Genomic DNA, 19523 nt, shown 5'->3' with positions numbered 1-19523 from the left:
CTCACCAGAAGCGGCTGCTGAGGGCGGGCTGGTGCGCCAGCTCCACGGCGTCGCGCAGCCGCAGGGCGACGCTGATGGTGGCGCGCAGCGCGGAGGGACGGACGGTCTGGGCCGTCTCGGTGGCGAGGACCAGCAGGCAGGCCGCCGCCTGCTCGACCACGGACAGCGGCAGGGTGAAGTCGCTGTCGGCGGCCGCGCGGAACGCCTTCAGAGGGACGGCGGCCCCGTCGATGGCCCGGTGCGCGGCCTGCTCCAGATGCTGTGCGGCCTGTTCGCACACCGGGGCCGGCAGGGCGATGGTGCGCTGGAACGGTGAAGTCGTCATGACCCGACTGCTCCCCCGGCGGCGGCCGGTTCTGTCGACGCGGAAGGGGATTTCACCGTCCCGCGTGACGCGGCAGCCGGACGGGCAGGCGGGTGGCCGTAGCCTGAGGGGTCATCGCGTGTGGCCTGGAGAGGGAGGACGGATGACCGCCCGTTCGGATGTCGTGACCCGGCTGACCGGGCGGCCGGTCAGCCGGGAACGGGAGCTGTCCGGGTCCCTCGCCGAGGTCACGCTCGACGACGGGCGGGTCGTGGTCGTCAAGCGGACCGAGGCGCCGGGCGCGGCGCGGGCCGAGGCCGCCGGGCTGCGGTGGCTGGCCGCGGCCGGGACCGTGCGGGTGCCGGCCGTCCACGGCGACGAGGGGGCCTGGCTGGTCATCGACCGGGTGCCACGGGGGCGGCCGGGGCGGGAGGCGGCGGTTCGGTTCGGCCGGGACCTGGCCGGGTTGCACGCCGCCGGGGCGCCCGCGTTCGGGGCACCGCCGCCCGGCGGTCCCGCCGAGGCGTACATCGGGCTCGCCCCCCTGCGCAACGAGCCCGCCGGCGACTGGCCCGGGTGGTACGCCGGGCAGCGCGTGCTGCCGTATCTGCGGCGCGCGGTCGACCAGGGCACGCTGCGGCCGGGCGAGGCGGCCGTCGTGGAACGGCTCTGTGACCGGCTGCCCGAACTGGCCGGGCCGGCCGAGCCGCCCGCGCGGCTGCACGGCGACCTCTGGAACGGCAACGTGCTGTGGGCGGCGGACGGGGACGTCCGGCTCATCGACCCGGCCGCGCACGGCGGGCACCGCGAGACCGACCTGGCGATGCTGCGGCTCTTCGGCTGCCCCCACCTGGAGGCGGTGCTGGACGGCTACCGGCAGGTGGCGCCGCTCGCCGACGGCTGGACGGAACGCGTCGGCGTGCACCAGCTGTTCCCGCTGCTGGTGCACGCCGTGCTGTTCGGGCGGAGCTACGCCGAGCAGGCCCTGTCCGTGGCCCGCTCGGCCGTGACGCGCTGACCGGTCAGCGCGTCACCACGTGCCGCTCGTCGGGGACGCAGTGGGTCATGGTGAGGCCCTCGACGTCGCGCGGCTGGTTCTTGCCCAGCCGGGACAGGCGCTCCCGGTCCTCGTCCGTGAGGTCCTGGCTCGCCAGCGGCTCCAGGCCGGTCACGTCCTCCGGGCCGATGCCGAGCCCTTCGCCGACCCTGAGGCCCAGGTCGTTCTCGACCAGCAGGAAGTGCCAGACCATGCGCTCCTGGATGGCCCGGTCGCACTGGGACAGCTGACCGATGAAGTTCTTCACCAGGTCGTCGCGCTCCCAGTCCTCCATCAGCAGGTACCGCTGGCCGGCCTGGAGGTAGTCGTTGGTCCGGGGGATGCGCTTGCGGGTGAGCCGGCCGGTGATCTCGGGACCCTGCTCGTCGTGCGTCGGGTACTGGGCCTCACGCAGGCCGCCGGTGATCGACGGCTCGTAGTTGACCTGCGGGTTCTCTCCGCCACCGTCCTGGTGGTAGGCCATCTGCCCGTCGCGCTGGTTGGTGCGCACGTCGGCGTTCCTGGCCTGGTTGACGGGGAGCTGCAGGTAGTTCGGGCCGACCCGGTAGCGCTGGGTGTCGCTGTAGGAGAAGGTCCGGCCGACGAGCATCTTGTCGTCGGAGAAGTCCAGGCCGTCGACGAGGACACCGGTGCCGAAGGAGATCTGCTCGTTCTCGGCGAAGAAGTTCTCCGGCATGCGGTCGAGCACCATCCGGCCCACCGGCTTCGGCGGGAACTCCTGCTCGGGCCAGGTCTTGGTGTCGTCCAGCGGGTCGAAGTCGAGCTCGGGGTGGTCGTGGTCGTCCATCATCTGGACGAGCAGCTCCCACTCCGGGTGGTCACCGCGGGCGACCGCCTCGTACAGGTCCTTCGTGGCGTGGCCGAGGGTGTCGGCCTGGACGTTGGCCGCGTCCTCCTCGGTCATGCTGCGCACGCCCTGCTTGGGCATCCAGTGGTACTTGACCAGCTTGGTCTCGCCCTCGGCGTTGACCCATTTGTAGGTGTTGACGCCGAAGCCCTGCATGTGGCGGTAGTCGGCGGGGATGCCGCGCGGGCTGAACAGGTTGACCAGCATGTGCATGGCCTCGGGCGTCTGCGACATGAAGTCGAAGATGCGGTTCGGCTGCTGCTCGAAGGTCACCGGGTCGGGCTTGAGGGCGTGGATGACGTCCGGGAACTTGATGGCGTCGCGGATGAAGAAGACGCCGAGGTTGTTGCCGACCAGGTCCCAGTTGCCGTCCTCGGTGTAGAACTTCACGGCGAAACCACGCGGGTCACGGGCGGCCTCGGAGGAGTCCCGGCCACCGATGACGGTGGAGAAGCGGACCGCCACGTCGGTGCGCTTGCCGCGCTCCTGGAACAGTTTGGCCCGGGTGTAGCGGCTGATCGGCTCGTCTCCCCAGGTGCCGTACGCCTCGAAGTGGCCGTAGGCGGTGACGCCACGGGCGTGCACGACGCGCTCGGGGATGCGTTCCCGGTCGAAGTGGCTGATCTTCTCCAGGAACTGGTAGTTCTCCAGCGTGGCCGGGCCGCGGGCGCCGACCGTGCGCTGGTTCTGGTTGTCGTAGACCGGATGGCCCTGGCGGTTGGTGAGGACCTTGCGGTCGTCGCCCGGAGCGGGACCGGTGCCGGATACGTCCGTCATAAGCAGGGACTCCTTCGGCTCGGGGCCGGCGGCCGGCCGGGGCGGCGCCGCGAGCGGCCGCCCGGCCGGTCATGGCGGAACGCCCGGGTACCCGGCGGGCGGGGATCACTCACACGAGCCGGGCCGGGACCTCGCGCCCGTCCGGCCGGGTCCGTGCCCGCGCACGAACGGCTGCTCCCCGCCGTCGGCGCATGCCATGGTGACGACTCCACGGCTCCGGCATCGCGGTTTCGGGCACCGTGGCATCGGCCCCCGGCCGTCGGCTCGCGCGGGCACCGGCCGTCGGCTCGGGAGGAGAGGGAGGAGAGGGCATGCGGCACGTCCACTGGATCGGGGGCGGGAGCGGAGCGGGCAAGTCCACGGTCGCCCGCCGTCTCGCCGAGCGGCACGGCTTGCGCCTGTACTCGACCGACGACGCCATGGCGGACCACGCGCGCCGCACGACCGCCGAGGAGGCGCCGCTGCTGCACGCGTTCCTGGCGATGGACATGGACGAGCGGTGGGTGCACCGCTCCCCCGAGGAGATGCTGGAGACGTTCCACTGGTTCCGGGGCGAGGGATTCGGCCTGATCGTCGAGGACCTGCGGCGCATGCCGGCCGAGCCGTGTGTCCTGGTCGAGGGGTTCCGGCTGCTGCCGCACCTCGTAAAACCCCTGCTCCCGGAGCCGGGGCACGCGGTCTGGCTGCTGCCGACAGCCGCATTCCGCCGGGCCGCGTTCCGGAGCCGGGCGGCGACCGTGGGGAGCTTCACGGAGCGGACCGGCGATCCGGGACGAGCGGAACGCAACCTCGCCGCGCGGGACGACCTGTTCACCCGGCACCTGCGCGACGAGACCGCACGGCTCGGGCTGCCTTCCCTCGTCGTCGACGGCACGCTGACGGAGGACGAGCTCACCGAGCGGGTCGGTGACGTGTTCGGGCTGTGAGCCGGTACAACCCCCGCCCGCCGTGAGGTGTCTTCTCCACCGTGGGGACAAACCCCTTCAACTCGTTCCGACGGGGGAACACATGAGCCTGACCCGCAAGCCGACCCGCCGCGGAGTGACCGCGGCCCTCACCGTCGCCATGGCGACCGCCCTGGGCGCCGCCGGCGCCGGCGCGTCGAGCGCCGGCACCAGCGCGCCGCAGACCCGCCAGATCGCCTCGTCCACCCTCGGATCCGACTACCGGATCACGCTCACCGCGCTGCGTTCCACGGAGGACGAGTACGCCGCCTCCGTGCGGCTGCAGGTCTTCACGCAGTCCGGCGGCGCCTGGCAGGAGTCGGACCGCGTGACCGTGGGCGACGTGGACGGCTGGTTCTGGTACCCGCTCACCGGCAAGGGCGCCGTCTGCGAGTTCTCCACCGCGAGCACCGAGCCCGCCCCGCTGACGGTGAGCCTGCTGCTCACCCCGTCCCTGGGCTGCTCGGAGCCGGCGCACTACACGGTCAAGGAAGGCAGGGTGTACGCCGGCTGAACAGCCCCGGCACAGGAAGCGGCCCGGACCCCGCCGGGGTCCGGGCCGCTCGCGCGGTGGGTTCAGCCCTCGCTGAGGCGTGCGCGCAGCAGGTTCTTGCCCAGCTCGGCACCCTTGCGGCTGTCCGCCTGGGCCTTGCGGAACAGATCCGCGACCTCGGTGTCCTTCGCGCGCTCCGCGTCCTGGATGTAACCCTCCAGTCGCAGGGCGTTGCTCAGGCACGCCTCGACGTACCAGATCAGGTTGTAGTCCTTGTCCTGCGTACCGGTTGCGCCACCGGTCTCCGTCTCGCTGGTCATTCGGACCTCCTTCTCCGTGGAGCGGACCTCTTCAGGCGCCGGACGGGTACCCGGCCTCCGACGGGACACACAGCCCGTAGTCGTGACGTTCGCTGATTTTCCGGCCATCGTCGGCCGGTCAGACCGGCACGCACCGCCAACTCCCCTCCCCCGTACGGCAATCCCGGACAGTTGCCGCAGATGCGAACAGTCACCGATCAGTTTCGTAGAGAAGTGGCGCTCCACCGTGCGAGACCGGTCGATGACGGTGTGTACTGTGCTGCGGGTGGTTCGCCAGAGCGCCATGAGCACCGCCCTGCCCGGCTCCCTACTGGAATCGACTCGATGATCGACATACCGGACCTGGCCGTCGGCGGTCTCGCCTTCGGCACACTGTCCGCGTTCGCCCTCGGCGGCGGACTGCTGCGCGCACGGCGGCAACTGGCCCTGCAACGGGCGAAGACGGCCGCCCTGCGCGCCCGACTCGACGGGACGTCGAGGGCGTTCACGGCGGAGGTGGAGCATCTGGCGGCCCGCCGCGTGCCGGCGGCGGCCCGGCAGGCGGCCCATCCGCACGTCACCGTGCCCGGCCCGCTCAACCCGCAGCTGACCGAGTCGCCGCTGGGGCTCGCGCTGGAGCAGGTGCTCAAGGGGGTGCACGCCGAACTCGCCGCGCAGCGCACCCGGATCGACGCGGCCGCGCAGGCCGGGATGCGGGGCGCCACCCGGGAGATCCAGGCGGCGCTGTACCGGCTGCAGGACGCCTTGCGCGGACTGCAACAGCGTTACGACGACCCGGAGTTGGCCCAGACCCTGTTCGAACTGGACCACGAGAACGAGCAGTCGCTGCGCCGGGCGCAGGTCGCCGCGGTGGTGTGCGGGGCCTGGGTCGGGCTCGCCCGCGAGGAGTCCCATCTCGTGGACGCGGTGACGGGTGGTCAGGCCCGGCTCGCGGGTTACCGGCGCGTCCGGGTCCACAACCATCTGGAGGCCGGGACGGCCCTGGTATCCCACGCCGTCGAGCCCGTCGCCATCATCGTCGCCGAGCTCCTCGACAACGCGCTGCGGCACTCCGCGCCCGACACCGAGGTCGTGGTCAACCTGGAGGCCGTCCACCACGGGGTCTGCATCACCGTCGACGACGCCGGCCTCGGCATGTCGCAGGACGAACGGGCCCGTGCCCAGCGGATGGTGGCCGGTGACGAGCCGATCCTGCTGACCGAGCTGGGCGACCCGCCGCGCATGGGGCTCGCCGCCGTCGGCCAGCTCACCCGGCAGTTCGATTTGAGCGTGGACCTGTCCTCTCCGTCGCCGTACGGCGGGGTGCGGGCGGTGCTGCGCGTCGACAGCCACCTGCTGACCCGGATCGACCCCGAGGAACTGCCGCCCGCGGCGAGCGCCCCCCGCTCGACCCGCGCGGCCCGGGACACCGGGGGCGGTGCGCGCCCCGCGGCCCCGGCCACACGGGCCCCCGCCCCACGGGCCGCGGCCACCCCGGACCCGGCCGGACCGGCCCGGGCGGCAGCGCCGGAGCCCCCGGCCGCCACCCCCGACCACGCCCACGGCACCCTGCGTGACGACCCCGTCCCGGGCCACGACCACGACGGCCACCACGACGCCTCGCGGGAGGCAAACGCAGGCCTGCCCCAACGGCGGCGCCGCGGCCGGGCGGCGGCACCGGCCGGTCACGCCGTCGAGGTCCCCGCTCCCGGCGCACCGCAACGCAGGCCGCGTCGGCCCGAGGAGGCCGCGGCGGCCCTCGGCGCCCTCCAGTCCGGCACGGCGGCCGCGCGGCGATCCGCCGCCCGGTCGAACACCGGGCCCGTCCCGGCCGTACCCGAGAACGACCAGGCGGCGGCCACGGCCGGCACAGCGGCCCACGACGCCACCGGCCACGACCGCACCGGCCCGGCCGACCGGACCAACCCGAAGGACCGGAGCGACCGTACCGGCCGGATCGACCGGTACGACCAGCCCGACCGGAACGACCGGAACGACCACGAAGGGGGAACGGCTCGATGAGCGGCCGCGCGACGGGGGACACGGCATGGGTGCTCGAACCGGTTCTGGAGGTGCCGCACGTCGTGGCCGCCGTCCTGCTCACCCGGGACGGGCTGGTGACCGGCTGGACCGACGCGCTGTCACAGCCGTCGGCCGAGCGGGTCGCGGCGATCACCAGCACGGTGCAGGGCGCCTGCCGCACCGCGGCGGCGGCGTTCGCGGACACCGACCGGGCCGACATCCGGCAGGTCGTCATCGAGTCGGACCACGGCTATGTCCTCGTCGTGCCGACGGACCACGGCACCTGCGTGGCCGCGTACGGCGATCCCGAGGTGCGCCTGGACCTGCTCGCCCACCGGGTGCACTCGCAGGTGGCGCGGCTCGGCGAGAAGGCGATGGCCGCCGGGCCACGGGGTGCCGACGGCGACGCGCCGGCATGACCGGCCGCCGCGGCGGCCGTCCCCTGGTTCCCGCGTACCTGTCCACCGGCGGGGTGGCGCGGCCCAGCCGTTCCCACCTGGAACGGCTGTCGGTCCTCACCCGCGGCGGTGGGCCGGCTCCCGCCGATCTGCCCGCCGCCCAGGCGGCCCTCCTGGAGGAGCTGGGGCACGGGTCGCTGACGGTGGTGGAGGCCGCGGCCCTGCTGCGGCTGCCCGTCTCCGCGGTGCTGGTGCTGGCCGCCGACCTCCTCGACCGCGACCTGGTACTGGCCCGCGCGCCGATCCCGCCCGCCCGGCGCTTCGACCCCGACCTGCTGAAGAGAGTGGCCGATGGCCTCCGCGACCTCAAGCACCATTGACGACCGGCCCGCAGGGGCGGACGTCCATCTCCCGGACACCGCACGGGACCTGGTGAAGATCCTGGTCACCGGGCCCTTCGGGGTGGGCAAGACCACCCTGATCCGCTCCGTGTCCGAGATCCGCCCGCTGCACACGGAAGAGGTCCTCACCGAGGCCTCGGCGCAGGTGGACGATCTCGCCGGGGTGCGCGACAAGTCGACCACCACGGTCGCCATCGACTTCGGCCGGATCAGCCTGCCCGGCGGCATCGTGCTGTACCTCTTCGGCACCCCCGGCCAGGAGCGCTTCCGGGAGCTGTGGGACGACATCGCCTACGGGGCCCTCGGCGCGCTCGTCCTGGTCGACGCCCGCCGCATCGACGCCTCCTTCGACGTGCTCGGACTGGTGGAGGAGTCGGGACTGCCGTACGCGGTCGCCCTCAACTCCTTCCCGGACGCGCCCCGGCACCACACGCCCGAACAACTGCGCGCCGCCCTGGACCTGGAGCCCACGACCCCCATGGTGACCTGCGACGCGCGGGAGGCGGACTCCTCGGTCGACGCCCTGCTCGCGCTGGTGCAGCACCTGATCGACCACCACCCCCCGGAGCCCCGGTGACCCACCCGTCCCCCGCCGAGCGGGCGTTCTCCCTGGCGGCACCCGTCCGTCTGTGGGAGGACGGCTTCGCCCGCGACCCCTACTCCTGCTACGCCGCCCTGCGCGCCCAGGGCCCGGTCGGCTGGGCCGAACTCGCGCCCGGGGTACCGGCGTACGTCGTCACGGACCGGCGGGCGGCGCTGGACCTGCTGCACGACACCGAGACGTTCTCGCACGACCCGCGGCCGTGGGAGGCGACCGTCCCGGACGACTCTCCGGTGCTCGGCATGATGCGCTGGCGGCCCAACACCCTGTTCGCCGACGGCACCGCCCATCTGCGCTACCGCACCTCGCTGATCGACGCCTTCGACCTGGTGGAGCCGCACGACCTGCGGGCCCGGGTGCACCGGGCGGTGCACCTGCTGGTGAGCCGGTTCGGGCCGCGTGGCGAGGCCGACCTGGTGGGCGAGTTCACCCGGCCGCTGATGGCGCTCGTCTTCAACAGCCTGTTCGGGCTGCCGGACAGCGCCGGCGACCGGCTCGACGCCGCCCTCGGCAAACTCATCGAGGGCGGCGCCCAGGCGGCGGCGGGCGAGGCCGAGTACGGCGGGTACGTGCTGGAGCTGATCGCGGCCAAGACCGAGCGGCGCGGCGACGACCTGACGAGCTGGCTGCTGGACCATCCGGCGGGGCTGACCCCCGAGGAGGTCACCTGGCAGGTGTTCCTCACCCTCGGCGCGGGCCACGAGCCGACGGCGAACCTGGTGTCCAACGCGCTGTCGCGGATCCTCGGCAACCCGGCGTTCTACTCGACCCTCACCAGCGGCGCCCGCCCCGTGACGGACGCGGTGCTGGAGGTCCTGCGCCACGAGACGCCCCTCGCCAACTACGGCATCCACTACGCCCGCAGGCCGGTCACCTTCCACGGCGTGTGGATCCGGGCGGCGGTGCCGGTGGTGATCTCCTACGGTGCGCTCGCGCACGCCGCCGAGCAGGAGCGCGGCGCGGAGCGGCATCCGTCCGACGCGTCCCACCTGTCCTGGTCGGCGGGACCGCACGCCTGCCCGGTCAAGCAGCACACCCTGCTCATCGCCACCGAGGCGATCGAACGGCTCACCCAGTGGCTGCCCGACCTCGAACCGGTGCTGCCCCGTGAGCGCCTGAGCTGGCGGCCCGGGCCGTTCCACCGTTCGCTGACGGCGCTCCCCGTCCGTTTCAGCCCTCGCTCCCCCGACCAGCCTGGAGGACGACCGTGACCGACCGCATCGCTCTCGACCCCTTGGGCGCCGACATCGCCGCCGAGAGCGCCCGGCTGCGCGCCCTCGGCCCGATCGTGCCCGTGGAGCTGCCGGGCGGCATCCCCGCCTGGGCGCCCACGCGGTACGACACGCTGAAGGAACTCATCCTCGACCCGAGGGTCAGCAAGGACCCGCGGCTGCACTGGCGACTGTGGCCCGAGCTCGCCGCCCGTCCCTCCTGGGCCTGGATCCTGGGCTGGGTGGGCGTGGTCAACATGCTCTCCACGTACGGCTCCGACCACGCACGGCTGCGCCGGCTCGTGGCATCGAGCTTCACCCACCGGCGCACCGAGGCGATGCGGCCCCGGGTGGAGGCCGTCACGGCGGAGCTGCTGGACGCGCTCGGCACGGCCGGCGACGAGGCCGTGGACCTCAAGGAGAGGTTCGCCCACCCGCTGCCGATGCGGATCATCTGCGAACTGTTCGGTGTGCCCGACGCGTTGCGGGAGGACACGGTCCGGCTGGTCGCGGCCATCATGGACACCTCCGACCCGACGCCGGAGCACGCGGCGTCCGTGCAGAAGCAGATCGGCACGGTGCTGCCCGCGCTGATCGCGCACAAGAGCGCGCATCCCGGCGACGACCTGACGACCGAGCTGATCCGGGTCCGGGACGAGGACGGCGACCGGCTCAGCGAGGAGGAACTGCTGTACACGCTGCTGCTGGTGATCGGGGCCGGTTTCGAGACCACCGTGAACCTCATCGGCAACGCCGTCGTCGCCCTGCTGCGCCGCCCGGAGCAACTGGCGGCGGTGCGGTCAGGGGCGATCGGCTGGGACGCGGTCGTCGACGAGACGCTGCGCGCCCACCCGTCGATCGCCTCGCTGCCCCTGCGGTTCGCGGTCGGTGACCTCACTGTCGGCGACGTGCGGATCCCGGCCGGTGACGCCATCATCACCACGTACGCCGCCGCGGGACTCGATCCCGACCACTACGGGCCGGACGCCGGCACCTTCGACGCGACGCGCGGCGCCGACGACCACCTCTCCTTCGGGATCGGCGTCCATCGCTGCATCGGGGCGCCGCTGGCCCGGCTGGAAGCCCTCACCGCGCTGCCCGCGCTCTTCGACCGCTTCCCGGACCTGCGCCTGGCCGCCGGCGACGAGGGGCTGCGGCAGGTGCCGTCGTTCATCGCGTTCGGCTGGCAGGAGATCCCGGTCCGGCTGCGCGGCTGACGCGGCCGGACGCCCGGGCGGTGCGCGGGAGCGCGACCGGTCCCCCGTTCCGGTCGTGCCCCCGCGATGCGTCGAACCTACGTGCAGGTCCGACGCCTTGTGAACCGTGTCGATGCCCGTTGCGCGCTCAGCAGGGCTCACCCGTGCACAGCCGAGTCCGAAAGGCACTGTTTCGTCCCGCCGGAACCAGGTCGACCGGTTGCCCGGGAGGCAAGGCCGCTCAGATGCACGGGTGCAGGCGCGGCAGATCGAGGTCGCCCACGGCGAGGTGCGCCAGCACCACCTCGTACAGGTCGCTCCCGGCGGCCAGCAGCCTGCGCTCCAGGAGCGGTTCGGCGCCGCGGACGTGTTCGCGCACGGTCTGCGCGTGCACGCCCAGCGCCAGCGCGGCCCGTTCGGCGTTGCCACCGGCGGCGATCCAGGCGCGCAGCGTCCGGCGCGGGTTCCTGGCGTCCGCGTCCAGGCGGCCCAGCAGGTCCCGGGCCCAGGTGCGCAGGGCGGGCCCGGACAGCAGGTCGGCGAGGTGCGGTCCGGGGGCGCGGGTGTCGCTCGCGGGCGGGACGTCGGCCAGCCCGATCTGCGTGTTCAGCGCCAGCAGGACCACGGCCCGGACGGTGAGGTCGGTGAAGTCGGTGCCGAGCAGGCTCTCGACGCGTTCCATGCGGGCACGGACGGTGTTGCGGCTGACGCCGAGGACCTTGGCGGCGGCGACCGCGGTGAACTCCAGGCCGAGGCGGCTGGTCGCGAGGAGCTCGGCACGCGTGTGGTGCGGCAGGGTGTCGAGCGGGCGCAGCAGACGGGCCGTCCAGGCGCGCAGCGCCGCCGGGTCCATCAGGCGTTCGGGGTGGGTGCGCTCGGTGTACACGGCCGTCTTGTCGGGCCGGACGTGCGCGACGGCGAGGGCGCTGACGGCCTGCCCGTAGGCGGTGGCGGTCCGGGCGAGGCTCTGCCGGACGCTGCCGCCGAGATAGGTGTCCCGGTGCCGTCCGACCAGGGCCTTCAGCGCGTCGCCGGTGGTCTCGCGGGGGCCGACGACGATCACGTGCCCGTCCATCGCCGGGCAGCGCACGACCAGGGCGTTCTCCCGGGTGTGGTCGAGGCAGTCCTCGACGATGCGGTCGCGGGCGGCGGGGTCGGACTCGACGACGTACACGCACGCGGTGTCGGCGTCGAGGAGGCCGGGCCACAGCCCGGCGGCGACGCGGCGGGCGGCCACGGTGTCCTCGACCATCAGCAGTTGCAGGATGGCCAGGCGCAGGTCGGAGGTGGCGCGCCGGAGGCGGTGCCCGGCGGCGGCCGACTCGTGGGCCGTCAGCAGCAGCTCGATCACCTGGGCGGTGTGTGTGACGACCTCGGAGGCCCGCCGGTCGAAGGGAGCGGGCCGGGAGACGGCCAGCACACAGGCGTCCGAGGGGTGTTCCACCCGCACCAGGCGCAGGTGCTCCTCCCGGGTCTGCCAGGCGGCGGAGGCGATCCGGCCGGCGGCGATGTCCGTGACCAGGTCCTCGTCGAGGGGGAGCCGGGTGCCGGCGACGAGGTTCCCGGCGGCGTCCCGCAGGGCCACCGAGCCCTCCACGGCATCGGCGAGCCACGCGACGACCCTGCGCACGTCCCGTCCGGCCGGCCGCAGATGCTCCAGGAGCTCCTGCGCCCACGCCGGACCCGCTCCGGGCCGCGTCCGGTCTCCGTCCTCTCGGCCAGCCATGTCGGCCTTCCCCTCCCTCCTCGCACCGCCTCCGGCGCACCGGTCGGGGACGTTACCCCAGCCGTCGCCGCATCCCCGCCCGCGGGCCCGGCACCCCGCCCTGCGCCACCGGCCCGCCCGGGCGGCATAAGCTCGGCGGATGGCGAAGTACTACGACGTGCACCCCGACAACCCCCAGCCGCGCACCATCGGCCAGGTCGCCGACAGCATCCGCGCGGACGCCCTTGTCGCCTACCCCACGGACTCGTGTTACGCACTGGGCTGCCGCCTGGGCAGCCGGGACGGCATCGACCGGATCCGCGCGATCCGCAAGCTGGACGACCGGCACCACTTCACCCTCGTGTGCCAGGACTTCGCGCAGCTCGGCCAGTTCGTGCGTATCGACAACGACGTGTTCCGCGCGATCAAGGCGTCGACGCCCGGCAGTTACACGTTCATCCTGCCGGCGACCCGTGAGGTGCCGCGCATGCTGCAGCACCCCAAGAAGAAGACGGTCGGGGTGCGGATCCCCGACCACGTCGTCACCCAGGCCCTGCTCGCCGAGCTCGGCGAGCCGCTGCTGTCCAGCACTCTGCTGCTGCCCGGCCAGGACGAGCCGATGACGCAGGGCTGGGAGATCAAGGACGAACTGGACCACGTCCTGGACGCGGTGGTCGACTCCGGTGAGTGCGGCACCGAGCCGACGACGGTCGTCGACTTCTCCGGTGGGGAGGCCGAGATCGTGCGGCGGGGCGCGGGCGACACCTCGCGGTTCGAGTAAAGGGCGCCCCACGGGCCGTTCAGGCCCGGACCGTCGGGCGGGGGGCGGGCGGAATGCCCCGGATACGCCGTGCCACGATGACCGGGATCCGCCCGGTCACGCGGACGGGTTCCCCGCCCCCCACCCCCGCAGAGAGGCAGCCCAGCCATGACCGCCGTACAGGGAACCGACGTCGACATCCCCACCCGGGACGGCACCGCCGACGCCTATCTGGCCCACCCGGCCGACGGGGCCGCCCACCCGGCGGTCCTGGTCTTCATGGACGCCTTCGGCCTGCGCCCGCAGCTGCGGTCCATGGCGGACCGGCTGGCCGGCGAGGGGTACACGGTGCTGGTGCCCAACCTGTTCCACCGTGCCGGACGGGCCCCGCTGTTCGACCTGCCCGAGTTCATCGATCCCGGGGCGCGTCCGGACCTGTTCGAGCGGATCACGCCGGTCATGCGGACCCTGACGAACGACCTGGCGATGCGGGACGCCGACGCGTATCTGCGCTGGCTGGCCGAGTCGCCCGTGGCGGCCGGCGGTCCGGTGGCGCTGACCGGCTACTGCATGGGCGCCCGGCTGTCGCTGCTCACCGCGGGCACCCATCCGGAGCGGGTCGCGGCCGCGGCCGGTTTCCACGGCGGGCGGCTGGCGACGGACGCGCCGGACAGTCCGCACCTGGTGGCGGGCAAGGTCACCGCCGAGCTGTACTTCGGCCACGCCGACCAGGACCCGTCGCTGCCGCCCGAGCAGATCGAGCGCCTGGAGGAGGCCCTGACCGCGGCGGGCGTGCGGCACCGCTGCGAGGTGTACACCGGCGCGCCGCACGGTTTCACCCAGGCCGACACGGCGGCCTACCACGAGGAGGGCGACCGGCGGCACTGGGCGGCGCTGCTGGACCTGCTGAAGCGCACCTTCTGACCCCTCTCGCGGGCGGGACGTGGGCCGGTGAGTCGCCGACGTCGTTGCTGCCGATGCTGCTGGGGCCCGTCGTCTTCCCGCTGGCGGCCGGTGTCGTGGTGCTGTTCGATCCGCTGCTCGTCCTCGGGAAGCGTCCGGCCGCACCCGGGCCCGGCGGCCCGGCCGTCGTCTCCGCCCCGCCGTCGTGCCCTGCGCGGCACCGGACGGCCCCACCGTCCCGCGGACGGTGCGAACCCGCCCGACTGCGGTGCCCCGCACGGTTGTTACGGTGCACCGGTGCCCGACTCCTCACGTGACACCCCCGAAGGCGCCGGCTGGGGATCCGCCCGACGCGGCGCGTATCAGCGGCTGTTGCCGCACCGGACCGAGAAGATCTCCTGGCTGGATCCCCGCATGCTGTGGGCGGCCCGCAACGGTGTGCTGGCCTCCTGGTTCGGGGACCCCACCGGCCGGACCCGGGCCCGCTGGGTGGCGCAGCGCGAGGCCGCCGGGGCACCGGCCGACAAGGTCGTCCGCCGCGAGGACCCGGACCGGTTCTCCTTCCTGGTCATCGGCGACACCGGCGAGGGCGACGACCCCCAGTACGCCGTCGTGCCGGGCCTGCTGAAAGCAGGTCAGGACACCCGCTTCGCCGTCCTCGCCAGTGACGTGATCTACCCGGTGGGCAGCGCCGACGACTACGGCCCCAAGTTCTTCCGCCCGTACCGCGACTACCCGGCGCCGATCTACGCGATACCGGGCAACCACGACTGGTACGAGGACCTCGGCGGTTTCATGCGGGTCTTCTGCGGCGACACCCCGCCCCTGCCTCCCGAGCCCCGGCCGCGCCCGCTGACCCGGGCCTGGCTGCGGTCGCTGCTGTGGCACCGGCCGCGTCCCGACGACGGAGAGCGCCTGGCCGAGGCCCGCGCGCTGCGTCCGGCCCCCGGCCAGCAGGCCGTCCAGCCTGGCCCGTACTGGGCGATCGACGCCGGGCCGGTCCGGATCGTCGGCATCGACACCGGTCTGCTCGGCACGGTCGACGCCGCGCAGGGCGCCTGGCTGCGCGAGGTCTCCGCGGGGCCGCGCCCGAAGATCCTGGTCACCGGTTCGCCCCTGTACGTGGACGGCCGGCACGAGCCGTGCGCCATCGAGGGCGGCGGCACGGTCGACGCCATCGTCCGCGACCCGGCGCACCACTACGTGGCGGCGATCGGCGGCGACATCCACAACTACCAGCGCTATCCCGTCCGGCTGGACGACGGGCGCACGCTCCAGTACGTCGTCGCGGGCGGCGGCGGGGCGTTCATGCACGCCACCCACACCATCCCGCGCGTCGCCGTGGCCGGCGTCACCGAGGACGACTTCCGCTGCTACCCGCTGCGCGGCGACTCCCTGGCCTTCTACAGCCGCCTCTACGGCCGCCGCCTGCGGCTGCGCCGCTTCTTCACGCTCACCGAGGCGGAGGCGACGGCCGTGATCGCCGAGCGGCTCGGCATCCGGCCCGCGCGCGCCCCGGGCACACCGACCCGCGTCACCCGGCGGGCCCGGCTGGTCGCGGGGCTGCTCGGCACCGGCAGCCGTCCCGACAAGGCCCGGCGGTTCCGGCTGCCCGTGCGGAAGATCTACACGTCGTTGTTCTCGCCCAGTTCGGCCACGTACAGCCCACCGTTCTTCAAGTCCTTCCTGCGGCTGGACGTCTCGCCGGAGTCGGTCCGGCTGCGCTGCTACGCGGCCACCGGCAACCGCGCCCAGGAGGTCGACCCGCCGGTCGAGGACGAGGTGACGATCCCGCTGCGCTGACGTCGCGGGAACAGCCGGGGCCCCCCTCGGGTTGGCACAGCCATATGCCATTGAAGGTTCAATGATGGAGGGCCCGTGCCACCGACTCCGCGACCGCTGCGCAAGCTGGGTTTCCTGACCATCGGCCTGTTCGACGAGCGGGATCCGCGCCGGGGGCACGAGTCGACGCTGGAGATCATCGAGCTGGGCGAGCGGCTCGGCTTCGACAGCGCGTGGGTGCGCCACCGCCATCTCCAGTACGGCGTCTCCTCCCCGGTCGCCGTCCTGGCCGCGGCCTCGCAGCGCACCCGCCGCATCGAGCTGGGCACCGCGGTCATCCCCCTCGGCTGGGAGAACCCGCTGCGGCTGGCGGAGGACCTGGCCACCGTCGACCTGCTGTCCGGCGGCCGTCTCAACCCGGGCGTGAGCGTGGGCCCGCCGATGCACTTCGACCAGGTCAAGGGCGCCCTCTACCCCGACACGGCCGACGCCGAGGACTTCGGCTACGGCCGGGTGGAGCGGCTGCTGGACTTCGTGCGGGGCGAACCGGTGACGGACTTCAGCGGTGTGGAGGGGTTCGAGGTCTTCTCGGACCGGGTGCAGCCGCACTCCCCCGGTCTCGGGCGGCGCCTGTGGTACGGCGGCGGCAGCCTGCGCTCGGCCCGGTGGGCGGGCGAGCACGGCATGAACCTCCTCACCAGCAGCGTCGTGAAAGCGGAGGCGCCCGAGGGGCCCTACGACTTCGCGGAGATCCAGGCGGCCCAGATCCGCGCCTTCCGGGCCGCTCACCCCGACGGCGAGGCCGCCCGGGTCTCGCAGGGCCTGGTCGTGATCCCGACGGACTCCGCCTCGGCCGGGCAGCGGGCCCGGTACGAGGAGTACGCCGCGCGCCGCACCCCACGCACCGCCGAACCGCAGGGCCCGGCGCGGCTGTTGTTCGCGCCGGATCTGGTGGGCACCTCGGCGGAGATCGCCGAGCGGTTGCACGCGCACGCCGGGTTCCGTGAGGTGGACGAGGTGGCGTTCGCGCTGCCGTTCACCTTCGCGCACGAGGACTACGTGCAGATCCTCACCGACATGGCGACGAAGCTGGGCCCGGCGCTGGGCCGGCGGCCTGCCGCCTGACAGGTCACCACCGCCCCGGCTCGCTCCCGGTGATGGCCTCCGACGGGGTGCCGTCCACCCCGGCCGGCACGTCCCCGGCGAGCATCACGCGGTGCATGATCCGCGGATGGTCGAGGTGGGCCGTGTCGCCGGGGGCCAGGTGCATGGTGGCGCGGTTGTCCCAGAACGCCACACTGCCCGGCTCCCAGCGGAACCGGACGGTGTACTCGGGCCGGACCGCCTGCTCCAGCAGCAGCTCCAGGATCGCGCCGCTCTCGGGCCGGGAGAGGCCGGCGATCTGCTCGACGTAGTAGCCGTTGACGTACAGGATCCGCTCGCCCGTCTCGGGGTGGACGCGCACCAGGGGGTGCAGCGAGGCGACCTGGCGGTCCAGCAGGTGACGGACGTAGGCGTCGTCGCCGGGCCGGGGCTGGTAGCCGACGCCGAGCCGGTGCTCGGCCCGCAGCCCGTCGACGAAAGCCCGCAGGGGCGCGGAGAGCCCGGCGTACGCGGCCGCCAGGTTCGCCCAGGTGGTGTCACCGCCGTAGGGCGGGACGGTCTCGGCGCGCAGGATCGTCGCGGCGGGCGGGTCGACACGGGCGCCGTGGTCGCAGTGCCAGCCGCGCAGCAGGGTGTGGCGACGGCGCCGCAGCCACTCGTCGTGCTCCATGCCGAACCGTCCGCCCAGCTCCAGCCGGTCGGCGGTCGTCTCGATCTCCGGGAAGTCCGGCGGCGAGGCCGTGCCCCGGCGCGGCAGCACCACCGGCTCCCCGAACCGCCGCGCGAACGCCACGTGCCCGGCGTGGTCCAACCGCTGGCCGCGGAAGAACACGACCTTCCACCGCAGCACCGCCGCCCTGATCGCGGCGACGACGGTGTCGTCGAGCTCGCCGGCCAGGTCGACGCCGTGGATCTCGGCGCCGATGTACCCGGCGACCGGCCGCACCTCCACCCCGGCCTCCCGCGCCGCCTCGTCCGTCGTCCGGCTGTCCGTCGTCATGCGCACTCCGCTGGTCGTGGTCCGGGTCCGTCCCGAAGATCGTGACAGCGATCCCCGCCGGTGGCGACACCGCCTCAGACGGTGAACTCCCGGATCACGACGTCCCGGAACACCGCCCTGCCCTCCATGGTGAACAGCGCGAGCCCGGTGTCCACCAGGTAGGGGAAGGCCGCCGTCGAGTGCGTGTACCGGCCGTCGTCCACGAACATCTCCACGGACGTGCGGTCCACCAGGATCCGCAGCCGCACCGCGCGCCGGGCCGGGTCGAAGGGGCTGCGGCTCTCCTGGAAGCGGCCGGTCATGTCGGGTGACACCGAGGGGCGGCGGTTGAGGAACGCGTAGTCCCGGTGGACACCCGCGTCGATGTGCCGTACCCCGTCCGGGGAGCGCCTCAGCTGCAGCCCGGCGCCCGCGAGCTGGTCCCAGGTGATCTCGCAGGTCACTTCGTAGGCCGTGCCGCGGTGGTCGAGGAGCCGGGTGCCCTCCACCTCCAGGTCGCCGAGCCGCACCGTGCGCGTCACGTACCGGTCGAGCGCGGCGACCGGCCGGGACGCCAGGTGGTAGGTGCCGTCGCCTCCGCGCCGCAGCGTCACCTCCCGGACGATCGAGTCCGTGCCGTTGAAGCCGTCGCTGTCGATGGTGGGTGCGATGTGGGCGTAGTCCCAGTTGTTGAGCCAGCCGATCGCGTACCGGGTCCCTTCGTCCACCGTGCCGTCGGCGGCGTGCCGGTCGAAGGTGACGGCCCCGTACCAGTCCCAGCCGTGGTCGAGCCACTGGGGATCGGCCGCGTCGGCGGTGAAGGCGGTGCCGTCGAAGGAGCCCGTCCAGTAGGCGTAGGTGTTCGGCAGCCCGGCGCCCTTGCCGTTGGCGCTCACGCCCAGCACCCACTTCGCCGTGCCGTCCGCGGCGCGGATGCGGAACAGGTCGGGGCACTCCAGCACCCCGATGCCCTGCCGCACGAAACCGCTCACGTACGTCCACGACCTGAGGTCGGCGGAGTGGTAGAAGCCCACCTTGTCGTTCTCGGCGAGGGCCATCACCCACCGGCCGCGTTCCTCGTCGCGGATCACCTTCGGGTCGCGGAAGTCGCGCACGCCGGGGTTGGGCAGCACCGGGTCGGTGCCGTGCGGGGCGAAGGTGCGGCCGCCGTCGGTGGAGTAGTACAGGTACTGGGCCTGGTCGGTCGGTCCGTCCTGCGGGGACATGGTCGCCAGGACCACCACCGCCCCCGCCCCGAAGCCCGCCGTGTTGCCGCTGTCGACCACCGCCGAGCCCGACCAGACGTCGCCGTTGGGGGTCGTGTCCTTGGGCACGGCGATCCCCCGGTCGGTGAAGGAGACCAGGTCACGGCTGGTGGCCAGCCGCCAGGCGGTGCCGATCTCACCGGCGAGGTAGTCGGCGTTGTGCAGGTAGTAGTAGTGGTACTCCCCGTCGATCCACACCGGGCGCTGCGGGTCGTTCTTCCACTGCCCGGGCACGGTGAAGTGGTAGGCGGCGCGGTAGCTCGCGACGGCCGTGCGCGGTTTGGCCACGGCCGGGTCCGCCGCGGGCAGCAGGGCTCCGGCGGCCCCCACGGCCGACCCGGCGAACAGTGCTCTCCTGGTGATCCCGCCCATCACAGACCTCGTCCCTCTCGTCGGAAACGGTGGCTCATGGGTTCAGGACTTTCGGACCTAACTCGTTAAAGGTCAAGCGGCCGCACGCCTTGACAGCTCCCCT

The 19523-nt window shown here is 73.5% G+C and carries 19 protein-coding genes; 13 read left to right on the top strand and 6 right to left on the bottom strand.

What is annotated here, in order from left to right:
* Position 1: 1 nt before the first annotated feature.
* The gene (locus ACIGAQ_RS27540) at positions 2-325 is read right to left on the bottom strand and encodes a hypothetical protein (protein WP_311678787.1); all 324 of its coding nucleotides are present in this window, start codon (positions 323-325) and stop codon (positions 2-4) included.
* A 142-nt stretch (positions 326-467) separates the two neighbouring features.
* Between ACIGAQ_RS27540 and ACIGAQ_RS27535 the strand changes: the two genes are divergently transcribed.
* Positions 468-1322 (top strand): fructosamine kinase family protein, encoded by an 855-nt coding sequence (locus ACIGAQ_RS27535; RefSeq protein ID WP_399787264.1) that lies wholly within the window; start codon positions 468-470, stop codon positions 1320-1322.
* A 4-nt stretch (positions 1323-1326) separates the two neighbouring features.
* On the opposite strand, the gene ACIGAQ_RS27530 is transcribed toward ACIGAQ_RS27535, so the two are convergent.
* The gene (locus tag ACIGAQ_RS27530) at positions 1327-2985 is read right to left on the bottom strand and encodes a catalase (RefSeq protein WP_311678789.1); all 1659 of its coding nucleotides are present in this window, start codon (positions 2983-2985) and stop codon (positions 1327-1329) included.
* A gap of 311 nt (positions 2986-3296) precedes the next feature.
* Between ACIGAQ_RS27530 and ACIGAQ_RS27525 the strand changes: the two genes are divergently transcribed.
* Both ACIGAQ_RS27525 and ACIGAQ_RS27520 read left to right on the top strand, forming a co-directional pair.
* On the top strand, positions 3297-3911 hold the full coding sequence (locus ACIGAQ_RS27525) for an AAA family ATPase (RefSeq protein WP_399787260.1): 615 nt from the start codon (positions 3297-3299) through the stop codon (positions 3909-3911).
* Positions 3912-3993: 82 nt separating this feature from the next.
* Positions 3994-4443, top strand: a complete 450-nt coding sequence (locus ACIGAQ_RS27520; protein ID WP_399787258.1) for a hypothetical protein — start codon at positions 3994-3996, stop codon at positions 4441-4443.
* A 62-nt stretch (positions 4444-4505) separates the two neighbouring features.
* Here the strand turns inward: ACIGAQ_RS27520 and ACIGAQ_RS27515 are convergent, their stop codons facing one another.
* A complete protein-coding gene (locus tag ACIGAQ_RS27515) occupies positions 4506-4742 on the bottom strand; it encodes a hypothetical protein (RefSeq protein WP_311678792.1) in 237 nt (78 codons plus the stop codon).
* Between the two features lie 324 nt (positions 4743-5066).
* Here ACIGAQ_RS27515 and ACIGAQ_RS27510 point away from each other — a divergent pair, with 324 nt between their 5' ends.
* The 6 genes from ACIGAQ_RS27510 to ACIGAQ_RS27485 are packed head-to-tail and all read left to right on the top strand — an operon-like array spanning position 5067 to position 10571.
* A complete protein-coding gene (locus ACIGAQ_RS27510; protein WP_399787255.1) occupies positions 5067-6743 on the top strand; it encodes an ATP-binding protein in 1677 nt (558 codons plus the stop codon).
* A complete protein-coding gene (locus tag ACIGAQ_RS27505; protein WP_311678795.1) occupies positions 6740-7162 on the top strand; it encodes a roadblock/LC7 domain-containing protein in 423 nt (140 codons plus the stop codon). The genes ACIGAQ_RS27510 and ACIGAQ_RS27505 overlap by 4 nt, the downstream gene beginning before the upstream one ends.
* Positions 7159-7521, top strand: coding sequence for a DUF742 domain-containing protein (locus tag ACIGAQ_RS27500; RefSeq protein WP_399787251.1), 363 nt, complete (start codon positions 7159-7161; stop codon positions 7519-7521). The genes ACIGAQ_RS27505 and ACIGAQ_RS27500 overlap by 4 nt, the downstream gene beginning before the upstream one ends.
* Positions 7493-8119 (top strand): GTP-binding protein, encoded by a 627-nt coding sequence (locus ACIGAQ_RS27495; RefSeq protein WP_399787248.1) that lies wholly within the window; start codon positions 7493-7495, stop codon positions 8117-8119. Before ACIGAQ_RS27500 ends, ACIGAQ_RS27495 begins: the two co-directional genes overlap by 29 nt.
* Complete coding sequence (locus ACIGAQ_RS27490) at positions 8116-9354, top strand: cytochrome P450 (protein WP_362279859.1); 1239 nt, start codon at positions 8116-8118, stop codon at positions 9352-9354. Before ACIGAQ_RS27495 ends, ACIGAQ_RS27490 begins: the two co-directional genes overlap by 4 nt.
* A complete protein-coding gene (locus ACIGAQ_RS27485) occupies positions 9351-10571 on the top strand; it encodes a cytochrome P450 (protein WP_399787244.1) in 1221 nt (406 codons plus the stop codon). Before ACIGAQ_RS27490 ends, ACIGAQ_RS27485 begins: the two co-directional genes overlap by 4 nt.
* Positions 10572-10791: 220 nt before the next feature.
* On the opposite strand, the gene ACIGAQ_RS27480 is transcribed toward ACIGAQ_RS27485, so the two are convergent.
* Positions 10792-12276, bottom strand: a complete 1485-nt coding sequence (locus ACIGAQ_RS27480) for a helix-turn-helix domain-containing protein (protein WP_311678804.1) — start codon at positions 12274-12276, stop codon at positions 10792-10794.
* Positions 12277-12415: 139 nt separating this feature from the next.
* On the opposite strand from ACIGAQ_RS27480, the gene ACIGAQ_RS27475 reads away from it, so the two are divergent.
* The 4 genes from ACIGAQ_RS27475 to ACIGAQ_RS27460 all read left to right on the top strand — a co-directional run bounded on the left by ACIGAQ_RS27475 (position 12416) and on the right by ACIGAQ_RS27460 (position 16825).
* Positions 12416-13036, top strand: a complete 621-nt coding sequence (locus ACIGAQ_RS27475) for an L-threonylcarbamoyladenylate synthase (protein WP_399787241.1) — start codon at positions 12416-12418, stop codon at positions 13034-13036.
* A gap of 147 nt (positions 13037-13183) precedes the next feature.
* Positions 13184-13939, top strand: coding sequence for a dienelactone hydrolase family protein (locus tag ACIGAQ_RS27470; protein ID WP_362279853.1), 756 nt, complete (start codon positions 13184-13186; stop codon positions 13937-13939).
* Between the two features lie 276 nt (positions 13940-14215).
* Positions 14216-15721: a metallophosphoesterase family protein gene (locus ACIGAQ_RS27465; protein WP_399787236.1), complete on the top strand. Its 1506-nt coding sequence runs from the start codon at positions 14216-14218 to the stop codon at positions 15719-15721.
* A 75-nt stretch (positions 15722-15796) separates the two neighbouring features.
* Positions 15797-16825, top strand: coding sequence for an LLM class flavin-dependent oxidoreductase (locus tag ACIGAQ_RS27460; RefSeq protein ID WP_399787233.1), 1029 nt, complete (start codon positions 15797-15799; stop codon positions 16823-16825).
* 4 nt (positions 16826-16829) lie between these two features.
* Here the strand turns inward: ACIGAQ_RS27460 and ACIGAQ_RS27455 are convergent, their stop codons facing one another.
* Positions 16830-17804: a TauD/TfdA dioxygenase family protein gene (locus tag ACIGAQ_RS27455; RefSeq protein ID WP_399787231.1), complete on the bottom strand. Its 975-nt coding sequence runs from the start codon at positions 17802-17804 to the stop codon at positions 16830-16832.
* Between the two features lie 74 nt (positions 17805-17878).
* Entirely contained in the window at positions 17879-19420 is a 1542-nt protein-coding gene (locus ACIGAQ_RS27450; protein ID WP_399787228.1) for a glycoside hydrolase family 32 protein, read from the bottom strand.
* Between the last annotated feature and the right edge of the window lie 103 nt (positions 19421-19523).

This window comes from Streptomyces sp. NPDC085932, assembly GCF_044540525.1.
GTDB classification, from domain to species: domain Bacteria; phylum Actinomycetota; class Actinomycetes; order Streptomycetales; family Streptomycetaceae; genus Streptomyces; species Streptomyces levis.
The sequence above is the reverse complement of the archived record's forward strand: the minus strand, read 5'-3'. Positions and strand labels throughout refer to the sequence as shown.